Below are 12,202 nucleotides of genomic sequence, written 5' to 3'. Positions count from 1 at the left end.
CCAGAGCAAGCTCCGTGCTGCCGTTCGACTTGCATGTGTAAGGCATGCCGCCAGCGTTCAATCTGAGCCAGGATCAAACTCTTCAGTTTAATCTCTGTTACTTTGCCATTTTATTGGCACCGTCATTGCTGACGGGTCGCTCACTCAAAAAACTGACAGGCCACTACTTTCGTAGCGTCCTATTTCATTATTTCTTGTGAACATTTGATATTTTAAGTTTTACGTCAATCCGAAGATCGACGCTGCACTTCATCAAATGCCCACACTTATCGACTGTTAATTGTTAAAGAACGGTATTCGGTGCTACGTTTCGCGCTATCGACAAAGCGTTGTGTTTGTCAGCTGCGAAGAAGGAAGATTATGAAGCGTTTCGGCTAATTCGTCAACCTTCTTTTTTACCCCGCTAACTCTGCAACACCTTGTTTTGTGTGCGTCGTTTTGCGAGGAGGCGAACTATAGCAAAGGCCAGGCCGGTCCGCAAGCGCCTTTTTATGGCAAGACGAACGATTTCACCAGGGTCAACTCGCCGGCGGCGCGCATCGGCACCTGGAAGCTCTGCAGTTTTTCACGCGGCGTGCCCTCGTTGGTAATGATCGACAATCTGGCCACCGTCAGCACCGAGGTATTCTCGCCGCTGCCGTAGTAGTTCACATAGACGTGGTAGTTGCCCTTCAGGGGAGCCGCGCTGGAGAAGATTTCCGGGCCATAGCCGGTGGTGACGTCCACGTCCAGCGCGCCGCCATCTTTCAGCACGCGGTTGCCATACCAGGCGTGGCCGCCGTCGGGCGTGACCACGTGCAGATCGAGGTCGGTGCCGGCGCTGTCCCAGGACAGCACGACGCGCAGGCGCGCCTGGGTCTTGCCCTGGTAGCTGTCGACAAACTGGGTGCGCGCGCGGCTCTTGCCGTCGGGCGAGCGCACTTCCACGCTATTGGAACCGCTACCGAAACCATAGGGGCGGCCGTAGCTGCCGTCCTCGCCCACTTCCATCGGCATGGCCACGCCGTTGACCACCAGGGTGGCGGGTTTACCCTTGACGGCGCCGGCGATGCGCCCGCGTATCTGCGCCGTCTCGGCCTGGCCCGGCTGCAGGTTGACCGACGCGGCCGGGTAATTGACCGCTTGCGTATATTGCTCTTGCGCACCGGCCGAATTGCGCCAGCCGCTTTTGGGGGCATCGATGGTGACCTGGGCCTGCGCCCACAGCGGCAGCAGCAATAAAGGAATCAACAGTGTTTTCATCATCTCAATACTTGAAAGTCTTGACCAGCGTCAGCTCGCCGATACCGCGCAAGGGCACGACAAACTCCTCGCGCCGCTCGCGCGCCGTGTTTTCGTTGAATACCAAAGTGATGCGGCTGGTAATGACGGGCCGCTGGCGCGTCTTCTCGTCGAAGTGATAGCCGTCGCCGCTGAAATTGCCCCAGTAATTGATCCACACCTGGTACAGCCCACGCATGGGCGAGGTCATCATGAAATTTTCCGGCCCCGGCCCGTCGACAGTGTCAACGTCAAGCCCACCGCCGTTGGTGAGAGTCGGATGCGACCAGAACGCATGCTGGCCATCGGGCGTGACCACATGCAGGTCGACCTCGGCCTGGCTGTCGTCCCATGCGGCGATAATGCGTATCATGGGCTGCGGCCGGCTGCGATCGGCCTCGTAGAACTGCACCCGCCTGACCGGCTTGCCGTCGGGCGAGCGGATCTCGATGCTGTTCGAGCCGGAACCGAAGGAATAGGCGCGCGCATAGCGGCCGTCATCGTCCGTGTACAGCGGGGTCGGATTGCCATTGACCACCAGCTTGTGCACAGGCCGGTTTTTGCCCGCCTTTTCCAGCTCGCCGCGTATCATGCGCCGGCCACTTTGCGCGCCACGATCGATCAGCGAGTAAGGATAGTTGACCGCCAGTTCATCGGATTTGTCGGTGAACCCTGCGCGGTTCCAGCCGCCGATGGGCGTGCTCATGCTCTTGTCGGCGGCCTGCACGCCAGGACCGGCCAGCGCCATCGCCATCAACATGCAGCGCTTCATATCGCCTCCAGGTTCAGGTCGACCAGCCGGCGCGCCAGCTGTTCCACATACTCTTCATCCTGGCCGCGCGGATGATTGCGCAGGCCCAGATGCAGGTATTCATGGGCCAGCGTGATGCGGTCCTCACGCGTGGCCAGGGGCCGCATGTAGATGCGGTTGCGCGACTGCTCGGAATACGGCGCGCCGCTTTGCAGGGCGCACACCAGCGGCGCCTGCGCCGGCGCCTCGTAGCCGGCCTCGCGCTGCAGCACGCGCCGCCAGCGCGGCATGGAACGCGCCAGCCAGTCCTCGTTTTGCGAAAGGCGCTGGCAGCGCGCGCCGGTATTGCCAAAGGTGCTCAGCGCGCCGCCGGGATAGGCCGCCGCCAGCAGTTCGTCATAGTGCTTGCCCTTTCTGGCCTGGCGCACCGCCTCGCTCCACGCCATCGTGCCCTCGGACGGCGTGGTGCTGTGATAGCGCACGGTGACGCCATCGACAATCAACTGGTCGGTCCAGCGCGCGATCGCCAGCGCCGCCGGCGTGGCCGGGCTGGGGCTGACGCGCTGGGTGGCGCTGCTGTCGGCGATCTGCTGGCAACCGGCCACCGTCACAGCGTTCTGCTGCAGATAGGTGCGCGCGGCAATCGCCAGCGCCTTGGCCGCCTCGGGCTCATTGGCATTGGCTTCGCGGTCCAGCACGCGCGCCACATATTCATTGACGCCGAAACGGCCGCGCAACTGCGGGCGCCCGCCCTTGTCCTGTACCAGCATCAGTTCGCCGTTGCTGCGCAAGGCCAGGTTCTGGCCATTTTCAAAGCGCACGTGGTAGCGGCCATTCAAAGGGCCAGGTGCGGCAATACCGCGCTCGCCGCGCACTGCGCGAATCGGATAGCGCTGGAAGTAATCGACCACCACACAGCCGCCATCGTCGGCCGCGCCGACCGGCGGCAGGCTGGCGGCCAATTTTGGCGCCCACTGTTCGAACACATTGCTGCTGCCGCCGGCGCCGCCAAACCAGACCGGCGTGCCGTCGGCCAGCCAGCCGGCCGCGCCGCCGATGCGCCCGCCAGCCTCGTGCCAGGAATACGTCTTGACGCGCAGCTGGCTGCCGAACCAGCGCGCCGTGTCGGCACCGCGCCCGGCGCGCCCGTCGAGCACCACCCGCAGCAGCGCCGCTTCGGCGTCCTGGCGGCTGGCGGCCGGAATGCTGGCCAGCGCGCGCAGCAGGCTGTCCAGCCGCACCCTGCGCGCTGGCGTCAGCAGCGCGGGATCGGCCAGCCAGGCAAAGTCGCCCGCCGGCGCGCCACCCAGGCGGCCGGTCCAGTATGTGCGCCACGGCGCGTTTGTAATCATCAGGCGTTTGGGCGAGAAAAACAGGCCACAGGACTGCGCCAGCGCCACGTCGTGGGTGATGCTCTGGCCGGCATCGCAGCAATACACTTCTTCCGGGTCGCGCCCGCCGCAGCGGTAATCGGGCATCGCCACCTTGTTGTCGCTGGCGTAGACATACACGAACAGCTTCCACAGGCTGGCCAGCGGCACCTGCCGCGCGCCGTCAAACGGTGGTGGCGGCGCGCCGCCCTGGCGCAGCTGGCGCACTTCCACCTTGCCGTCGCGCCACCAGGCCACGTCCAGAGAGGCCGCCCACGCAGGCGCGGCCAGCAAGGCGGCAAGCATCAAGGCTGGACGTGCGCAGGCCATCACTCGACCTTCAGCGCGCGCGTGCTCTTGCCGCCGCCCTCGAAGGCCTTTTGCTCCGGCTGGTACATGCGATAAAAACGCGCCGGCGGCAGCACATAACTGCCCTTCTGTGCGAAGCGGATCAGATGGCGCACGCTCACCTCGCCTTCCAAAGGCTCGACCGGCACCGCGTAGCCGTCGCGGCGCTCGGTATGGCGCGCGCGTTCCAGCGCGGCCGGCTTGTCGCCGGCCATGACCATGCCCCAGGTCGTCGATTCGACCATGGCACCCGGCGGCAGCGCCACTTCCAGCAAGCCAAAGCGGTTTTTCGTGCCCGCCGCCGCTTTCAGGGTGATTTCATCAAGGTACAGCGCATCGGTGCTGATGGTCTCGCCCGGCTTGACCAGCTCCGTCGTGTAGCCACCCTTGCCCGCGATCATGCGCAGGATGCGGCGTTCCACCGTGACTGGCAGCGTCTGCGCTTCGGCGGCATGGCTGTCGTACTGCACCATGGCCACCGTGCCGGCCGGCGCGGGAGTCGATGCCGCGAGGCGCAATGTATCAGGCACGGCCCTGGCATCCGTCCAGCGCCACAACGGCTGGCCGCTGCGGCTGTCGCGTTTTTGCCAGGCGCCTTCGAGCGCCACGGCCGGCGCCTTGCCGAATGCCGGACCGCCCAGTTTCTTCTGCACCCACAGCAAGGTCATCGCCCGGTCCAGGGTCGGCATCTCGGCGCGCACGCTGGCCAGCACCGCCTCGGCCTGGGTAGGCGGCACTTCGCCGGCCAGCATCAGCAGTGCCTGCGCCAGCGGCGCTTTCGATTCACGCAGCACCTGCCACGCACTGGCCACTTGCAGCTGCAGCGAGTGCGGCAAGGCCATGCCGTTCTGGGCGGCGACCAGCGCCACCAAGCCAAACGACATCGCCTGCGCCTCACGGTCAGTGCTGCCGCCCAGCAGCAGGCTGCCGCTGTCGCCAGGCACGCGCGGCTTGCCGCCCAAGGTGGCAATCGCGCTGTCGTCGACCAGGCCAGAAGCGAGCGTCTGCGTCGGCAGGCCCATCTCGCGCGCCATCCACAGCACCAGCGCGCGCTCGCCCATCGGGTCCTTCAAACCGCTTTCGCTGTAGACGGCCAGCAGCTTGTTCCAGTGCTCGGCCGGCAGTTCGATGCGCAGCGCGCGCGAAGCATACCAGTCGGCGTAATAGGCGTAGGCCGTCATCAGGGCGTTGCCGGCGGTGGCGTTGCCCCACCAGCCGAAGACGGCTTTCGGGCCGGCCATCGACACCAGGCGCAGACGCTGCGCGGTCAATGTGGCCTGCAAGCGTTCGTACGGCGCGCCGGCGTCCGGACCCAGGCTTTGGGTGGCCAGCGCCAGCGGAATCAGGCGGCTGGCCGTCTGCTCGACGCAGCCATACGGATAGTCGATCAGGTCGTCGGCGATGCGGGCAAACTGGCTGGCCGCCCCTTGCGCAAATGAGACACGGATATTGCGCGCGTCCGCCGGCAGCTTGAGCGCCAGCTCGCCGCTGGATCCATCGAGCGGCAGCACCAGCGAACGCGGGCTGCTCCAGGCGGCGGGCAAGGTGGTCATGGCGGTGTCCAGGGCATCAACTACCTTGCCGTTCTGTTTCACTTCCAGGCGCAGCGGTCCTGCAACGCCCGCAGCGAGCGGGAATTCGACATAGTTCACACCCGGCTTGGCCGACAGTTTTTCGGTTTTCGGCTGCGCTCCACCGGACAGCGTAACGTCCAGCGCCTGTTCCTTGCCGGTCTGGTTGAACACGGCCACCGAAGCGCGCGGCGCGTCGCCGGCGCGCATCCAGTCGGGCGCGGTCCACTTGGCATAGAAGTTTTTATCGGAACGCAGATAGCCGGTGCGCTGGCCCACGCGGCCCTGATCGTCCATCGCGCGGCCGGTGATGCGCCAGCGGGTCAGCGCGTCGGGCATGGTAAAGCTCACGCGCGCCATGCCATTGGCGTCGGTTTTCAGCGACGGCGCCCAGTAGGCGGTATCGATATTGTCGCGGCGCGGCCGTTCCAGCACTTTCACGCCACGCTCGTTGTAATTGTGGCGCGCCGGCGCACCGGCGGTGCGGCCCTGCGCCATGTCGTAGCTGATGAACGACAGGCTGGCCGTGGTGCGCACGTTGTTGCGGCGCGGGTGGTAGAAGAAGTCGCCGATATCGGGCGCGATTTCCGGCTGCAGCACATAGATCATTTCATCGACCACGCCCAGCGCCACCATGGTGCTCAGGGGCTTGCCGTCCAGCGTCGCCTTCACATCCAGCGTGACTTTGTCGCCGGGCTGGTAGACCTCCTTGTCGGCCTTGAACTGCAGCGCGATGCGCGGCTCGATCACCTGCAGGCCGGCGTTCTCGAACACGAAGTCGCCATTGCGCGTGTAGGCCACCGAGAAGGTCATGTTCGGGCCATGCTCTTCTTTTACGGGGATGCGCACTTTCCACTGGCGCGGCGACACGCGCTGCGCCTGGTACCAGTCGGCGCGGCCTGCCATCAACCCATATTGCTCCACCTTGTCGCGCTCGAGGGTGAACAGCGCCTGGTCGACCTTGTCGGAAAACGTGATCAGGGCTTCGGCGGTGTCGCCGGAGCGATAGCGGGCGCGGTCGAGCACGATCTCGATGCTGCCCGGCGTGGCCTGCACGCCGTCGCCCGAGACCCAGTGGCTGGCTGCCGCCAGCAGGTTGCCACGCTCGTCGCGCAGCGCCAGCTGGTACGAACCCGATGCCGGAAATGTCACGTCCCAGCCCTTGGCGTTCGGATCGAAAGCGCCGTCGGTCTTGCTCTGTTTTTCCAGCAGCACCATCTCCCAGCGCACCGGCCTGGCCGCGCCCTGGCCATCAGCCAGCAAATCAAAATGCACGGCCTGGCCCGGATCGGAAAACTGGCGCGCCGCCTTCAACTGGTAGCTGCTGGTCGAACGCTCGATCATCAGTTCGCGCGTCGCCTTGACGCGGTAGGCCGCGCCATCGGTCGCCAGCACGGTCAAAATATAACGCGACGGATCGGTGGCCGGCGGCAAGGTGAAATCCACATTGCCGCTGCCGTCGCTGCTCACCTCCTCGGTCTTCAGGGCCACCGGGAACAGGCCGCTGTAACGCAGCTCGCCTTCGACCATGGTGTTTTGCTGGCTGCGCAGCGACAGGGTCATCTTCGCATTTTTCACCGGTTTGCCGTCCGGGTAGCGCAGCGCGATGCTGCCCTTGACCGCTTCACCCGTCTTGAATTCCGGTTTCGCCGGCTGGACATTGATTTCAAAGTGCGGCTTGACATATTCGGCCACGCGGAAGGCCGCGCCATACACGCCGTCCTTGTAGTTGAAGCGCAGCTCATAGCCGCCGGCCGTCGCTTCGGCTGGCAAACGAAAGCGCGTGTCGGCGCCGGTGTCGCTCGATAACTGCAGCGTTTGCGTCAGCAGCGGCGTGCCGTTGGGATTGAGCACGGTGAGGCTGAGCGGTGCGGCAGCGGCGGCCTGGGAATTGCGCGCGGAGGTAAATTCGCGGCCCAGAAACTTCACGTTGACCTCGTCGCCGGGGCGGTACAAGGGCCGGTCGGTGACGGCATAGATCTTGGTATTGTAGATTTCGCTGTCATAGTAAAAATTTTCGGACACGAACACGCCGCCGGCGCGGTCCTGGCCCAGCACATACGTGTGTTCGGGGCTGCCGCGCTCGAGCGAAGCGACGCCGTCGGCACCGGTGGTGGCCGACTGCAGCACGCCGGTGCCGTCGGTCCACACCAGGCTGGCGCCGGCCACGGCGGCGCTGTTGTCGCGCCGCGCGGTCCAGACCAGCATCTGGCCTGACGAGACCTTGGTCACCGCCACCGTGTCAGACACAAACACCAAGGTGGTGGCGCGGTGCTCGCCGATGATCGCTTCGATCAGGTACAAGCCAGGCTTGCGCTTGCCCAGCGGGATCATCACATTGCCGGCGCCGGCGACGATAAATTCGCTGCTCGAGCCGTCCAGTTTCACGCCTTTGGGCGGTTCGATCGCTTTCGCCTGCCACAGCGGATAGCGGAAGCTGTCGACCAGTTCCATGCCCTTGATCGGCTTGTACTGCGGATGATTGGCGAACACGGTGCGCCGGCGGATCGCGTCACTGGTCGCCAGCTGCGGCTGTTCTTTCGTGACCGCCAGGCGCGCGTCGCCCGAAAACAGCTTGCGCCACGCCAGGCGCGACTGCTTCCACCAGCTGTCCCACAAAAAGCTCAGGGTATTGGCAATCCCCTCGCCCTGGTAATTGCCTTCGACCTGGATGCGGTGCAGATTGCGCTGCTTCTTCAAAAAATCCATCGGTTCGGGCACGCGGTAGACGACGATGTCGGCGCCCGAATACGCTTCCAGGTTCATGCGCCCCATGTCGCGGCCCGGCACTTCCAGGCGCACGCGCGCTTCGTCGACGCTGCCGTAGCTGGCGTCCGACAGCAGGAAGAACGGTTCGCCCTTGAAGCTAGCGTAGTTGCTCGGTTCGCGTTCCTGCGCCAAGGCGGCGCCTGCCACCAATAGCATCAGCGCCAGCATGCTGGTCAGGAATCGCTTCATGATAAAAACGCCAGCCGGAATACCCCGGCAAAATTCGGATTGTTGGGCACAGGTTGCCACCGGGTGTCCTTCCAGGTCGTGAGTTGTTGGATATCGACGGTCCGCAGACCATTGTCGTCGGGACTGACGGTGCCGGTGTGGTAGGCGATGCGCGCCCCCATCCAGACCATCAGATGCTGTTCGTCGCCCTGGTCGAAAAACAGCAGGTCGCCGGGCAGGGCCTGGCTGATTTCGCGCGCGACAAAGCGGCTGTTGTGCTGCACCAGCGCCAGCGCCGTGACAAAGTGGCCGACGGTGCCGCCCGTCTGCACCCAGCGGTTGCGCAAGGCCGCTTGCGCCGGCGTCAGTTCCAGCTCGGGCGGCAATCGCCGGTCGCTGGCGATGCCGTTCGCATGCAGCCATTTCGCGTCGTGCACGGTGAGCGCTTCGTTGACGGCAAAGCGCACCAGGCCGGCGCAGTCGCGGTGGGTCCAGCGCGGCGACGGCCCCCGTTCGATCTGGGCATTCACGATGCGCAGCATCCAGGCCTGGAAGGCGCGGCTTTGCGCCTGCGACAGCTGCACTTGCGTCTCGGCGACCGCGCGCAGGGCCCAGACCCGGGGTGCGGCAACGGAGGCGGCGCAGGCCGCCATCAACCGCAGGCAGGCACGCCGGCCAGGTAACTGCGTCATCGCGCCGCCTCCTGCCATTCCAGCGTTTGCCACGATGTGCCGCCGGCTGGCGGCTGCTTGAGCACCATGCGCAGCGGCGGGTATTTTTTCAGCGCGTCCAGGCGCGGCACCAGGTGTTCGTTGGCGGCCGCGCGCAGGACCGGCTCGTTATTGGCGGGCAGCGTGTCAAACGCTTCGAACTGGATCAATTTGGCCAGCGAGGCCGGCGCAATCAGGCCGACCGTGCGGGCGCCATCGGGCAGCAGGTCGCTGGCGGCCGGCGCCTGCTTGCGGCGCACCGCCAGCACCTGGTCGACCAGCTTGCCATCGGCGGAAAACACGACCGTATTGCCGGCCACCGCCAGCGCCGCGTTAGTCTTCCCCAGCGCCGTGGTGATGGTGCGTTCCCAGCGCAGGAACTCACCCCCGCCGTCCTTGCCGGTGCTCTTGCGCACCGCATCCTTGCCGCCGATGGCGGCCTCGAACAGGCTGCCATACAGCGCATCGTCGCCCGCCTGGGGCTTGCGCGTGGCGACAAACACCGGCGTATGCAGCCGCGAATTGCCATACCAGCAGGCGGCGGCCGGGCCTTGCAAGTGCTCGGCCAGCGGCGCCACCGGCTCGGAGGTCTTGCTGCCCAGGCGCTTGAGCACGGGGGCCAATGCACTCCAGTCCACCGGCACGCTGAAGCAGGCACTCGGGCTGTGCGGCAGCACCGGCCACAGGGCGCTGCTGTCGTAGGCATTGTTTTTCAGCTTGTCGCCATCGAGCAGCACCTTGGACTGCCAGGCGCCTTGTTGAAAATCAAAGCGCAGCGCCTGCAACGCGCCAAAAAAGGGCTGGTAGCCGAACGATAAAAAGTCCGCCTTGACGGCGATGCTGTGGCCATCCGGCGCGGCGTTATCGAGATGGAATTGCGGATGAAACACATTCTGCTTGTCCGCCTCCTTGCCCAGCAGGCTGATGACGGTTTTCTCGGCCGTGCCATCGCCCTTTTTACCCTCGGCGCCGCCATACAGCATGCCGGGATGGGACAGGATCACCAGCCGCTGGCCGTGGGCGGCGAACAGCAAGGTGCGCTGCCAGGCGTAATTGAGCGCATACACGGGCACGCTGTCGCCGTCGACGCGCAGGCTGCCGGCCACGCTCATCTGGGTATCCTTGAGCGCCACCTTGCCCGCTTCTTCCAGGATGCGCGTCAACTGGCTGCGCGACACGGCAATCGCAAAGTGCTTGAGCGAGCCGTCGGCGTCGCGCCACAGCGCCACTTCGGCCGGCTGGTCCAGCACCATGCGCAGCAGCTGGTCGCCCCAGTTCAACTGGTGTTCATAGGCGATGCGGCGCAGGCTACCCTTGAGGCCGAGCCGGTCTTCGCCTTGTTCGTAATAGAACAGGAATTCCTCGCGCAGCACGTCGCGCGCCAGCGGCACCGTCAGCAGGTCGCGCGGCAGGGTCGACAGGCTTTTGGTGCGCACCAGCGCATCGGGCCGCGACAGATCGAGCTTGAGGCTGTTGACCGGCCCCATCGCGCCCCAGCCAAACGCCCGGTAAGCGACCAGCGCGGCCGCCACCACCGCCACGCCGGCAAGCACGCCGAACAGGACTTTTTTATTGATACTTTTTTTCGCCAGCACCGTGTATCCCCTTGTTACCTTGCCGCAGCATTGCCAAGTTGGTAATTATTGACAAATGGTAACATGGCATTTATCCGCGCAGCGCACTGCTGACACGACAGCGTAAAATAGCGGTTTCGCCGTTTTTATCGCCGCCATGACCATCCTGCTTTCCACCCTGAACGCCCGCTATACCCACGCCTCGCTGGGCCTGCGCTACCTGCTGGCCAACATGGGGCCGCTGCAGGCGCAGACGCGGCTGCAGGAATTCGTGATCGGCGCGAAAACCACGGAACTGGTCGAGCGCATCCTCGTCAACAAGCCGCGCATCATCGGTTTTGGCGTGTATATCTGGAACGTCGAGGAAACCACCAAGCTGGTCGCCATGCTGAAAAAAGTGGCGCCCGAGGTCATCATCGTGCTCGGCGGCCCCGAGGTGTCGCACGAGGCGGGCGAGCAGGAAATCGTCAGGCTGGCCGACTATCTGATCACGGGCTGGGGCGACGTCACCTTCCCCAAGCTGTGTGGCGAGATCCTCAACGGCCCGAAACCGATCATGAAGATCCACGCCGGCGTGCAGGCGCCGCTGGCGGAACTGCAAACGCCCTACTCTCTATATACAGACGACGACATCCGCCACCGCACCCTGTACGTGGAAGCGTCGCGCGGCTGCCCGTTCAAGTGCGAGTTCTGCCTGTCCGCGCTGGACAAGACGGCCTGGCCGTTCGCGCTCGAGAATTTTCTGGCCGAGATGGAGGCCCTGCATGCGCGCGGCGCGCGGCTGTTCAAGTTCGTCGACCGCACCTTCAACCTGAACATCAAGACCAGCCTGAAGATCATGCAGTTTTTCCTCGACAAAATCGAGGCCAACCCGGACGACCCGATCTACGCCCACTTCGAGCTGGTGCCCGACCACCTGCCCGATGCGCTGAAAGAGGGCATCAGCAAATTCCCGCCCGGCGCGCTGCAGTTCGAAATCGGCATCCAGAGCTTCAACCCCGAGGTGCAAGCCCTGGTCAGCCGCCGGCAAGATAATCAAAAGGCGGCCGACAATATCCGCTGGCTGTGCGAGGAATCGAACGCCCATTTGCACGTCGACCTGATCGCCGGCCTGCCGGGCGAGGACGAGGCCAGTTTTGCGGCCGGCTTCAACAAACTGGTGGCGTTAAAACCGCACGAGATCCAGTTCGGCATTCTGAAGCGCCTGCGCGGCACGCCGATCATTCGCCACACCGAAGAATACGGCATGGTGTTCGATCCGCACCCGCCCTACACCATCCTGGCCAACAAGCACCTCGACTTCATGAGCATGCAGCGCCTGGTGCGCTTTGCCCGCTACTGGGACCTGGTGGCCAACTCGGGCCGCTTTGCCAACACGGTGCAATGGATGCTGGGCGAGGCGCCGTTCGAGAACTTCATGGATTTTTCCAACTGGCTGTATGCCAATACCGACGCCACCCACCGCATCGCCATGGAAAAGCTGGCCAAGCTGGTGGCGCAGTGGCTGCAGACGCGCGGCCTGAACGCCCAGCAGGCCAACGCCCTGGTGGCCAGCGACTATGCGGGCGGCGCCAAAGCGGCACAGCATGGCCACCCCGCCGAGCAGCCAAAGGCGCCTTTGGCGGCAGCCGCCCTGCCGCAGCGCCAGGCCCGCCATTTGGCTTCTTGACAGCCTGCCAGA

7 protein-coding genes and 1 rRNA gene are annotated in these 12,202 nt (G+C 64.8%); 1 reads left to right on the top strand and 7 read right to left on the bottom strand.

Annotation, left to right across the window (positions count from 1 at the left end):
- From ASR47_RS01955 to ASR47_RS01925, 7 genes are all read right to left on the bottom strand, one after another.
- Positions 1–89: ribosomal RNA gene (locus ASR47_RS01955) — 16S ribosomal RNA — on the bottom strand; the annotation flags it as partial.
- A gap of 400 nt (positions 90–489) precedes the next feature.
- Positions 490–1,245, bottom strand: a complete 756-nt coding sequence (locus ASR47_RS01950) for a YfaP family protein (protein ID WP_150127637.1) — start codon at positions 1,243–1,245, stop codon at positions 490–492.
- Between the two features lies 1 nt (position 1,246).
- Positions 1,247–2,032 carry a YfaP family protein gene (locus tag ASR47_RS01945; RefSeq protein ID WP_065306084.1) on the bottom strand — a complete coding sequence of 262 codons (786 nt, stop codon included), beginning with the start codon at positions 2,030–2,032 and terminating at the stop codon, positions 1,247–1,249.
- Positions 2,029–3,711 carry a DUF2300 domain-containing protein gene (locus ASR47_RS01940; protein ID WP_082988663.1) on the bottom strand — a complete coding sequence of 561 codons (1,683 nt, stop codon included), beginning with the start codon at positions 3,709–3,711 and terminating at the stop codon, positions 2,029–2,031. Before ASR47_RS01940 ends, ASR47_RS01945 begins: the two co-directional genes overlap by 4 nt.
- The gene (locus tag ASR47_RS01935; RefSeq protein WP_065306083.1) at positions 3,711–8,258 is read right to left on the bottom strand and encodes an alpha-2-macroglobulin family protein; all 4,548 of its coding nucleotides are present in this window, start codon (positions 8,256–8,258) and stop codon (positions 3,711–3,713) included. The genes ASR47_RS01940 and ASR47_RS01935 overlap by 1 nt, the downstream gene beginning before the upstream one ends.
- Positions 8,255–8,929, bottom strand: coding sequence for a DUF1175 domain-containing protein (locus ASR47_RS01930; RefSeq protein ID WP_065306082.1), 675 nt, complete (start codon positions 8,927–8,929; stop codon positions 8,255–8,257). Before ASR47_RS01930 ends, ASR47_RS01935 begins: the two co-directional genes overlap by 4 nt.
- Positions 8,926–10,542, bottom strand: a complete 1,617-nt coding sequence (locus tag ASR47_RS01925) for a DUF2138 family protein (protein ID WP_065306081.1) — start codon at positions 10,540–10,542, stop codon at positions 8,926–8,928. Before ASR47_RS01925 ends, ASR47_RS01930 begins: the two co-directional genes overlap by 4 nt.
- A 136-nt stretch (positions 10,543–10,678) precedes the next feature.
- On the opposite strand from ASR47_RS01925, the gene ASR47_RS01920 reads away from it, so the two are divergent.
- Entirely contained in the window at positions 10,679–12,190 is a 1,512-nt protein-coding gene (locus ASR47_RS01920) for a B12-binding domain-containing radical SAM protein (protein ID WP_065306080.1), read from the top strand.
- The last annotated feature ends 12 nt before the right edge of the window (positions 12,191–12,202 follow it).

This window comes from Janthinobacterium psychrotolerans (genome assembly GCF_001677885.1).
GTDB classification, from domain to species: domain Bacteria; phylum Pseudomonadota; class Gammaproteobacteria; order Burkholderiales; family Burkholderiaceae_D; genus Janthinobacterium; species Janthinobacterium psychrotolerans.
Note: the sequence above shows the minus strand (reverse complement) of the source record. Positions and strands in the feature narration are given on the sequence as shown.

Bases quoted from the DNA above. Each gene is read 5' to 3' on its own strand.
- ASR47_RS01950 (WP_150127637.1), bottom strand. From the start codon at position 1,245: ATGATGAAAACACTGTTGATTCCTTTATTGCTGCTGCCGCTGTGGGCG.
- ASR47_RS01945 (WP_065306084.1), bottom strand. From the start codon at position 2,032: ATGAAGCGCTGCATGTTGATGGCGATGGCGCTGGCCGGTCCTGGCGTG.
- ASR47_RS01940 (WP_082988663.1), bottom strand. From the start codon at position 3,711: ATGGCCTGCGCACGTCCAGCCTTGATGCTTGCCGCCTTGCTGGCCGCG.
- ASR47_RS01935 (WP_065306083.1), bottom strand. From the start codon at position 8,258: ATGAAGCGATTCCTGACCAGCATGCTGGCGCTGATGCTATTGGTGGCA.
- ASR47_RS01930 (WP_065306082.1), bottom strand. From the start codon at position 8,929: ATGACGCAGTTACCTGGCCGGCGTGCCTGCCTGCGGTTGATGGCGGCC.
- ASR47_RS01920 (WP_065306080.1), top strand. From the start codon at position 10,679: ATGACCATCCTGCTTTCCACCCTGAACGCCCGCTATACCCACGCCTCG.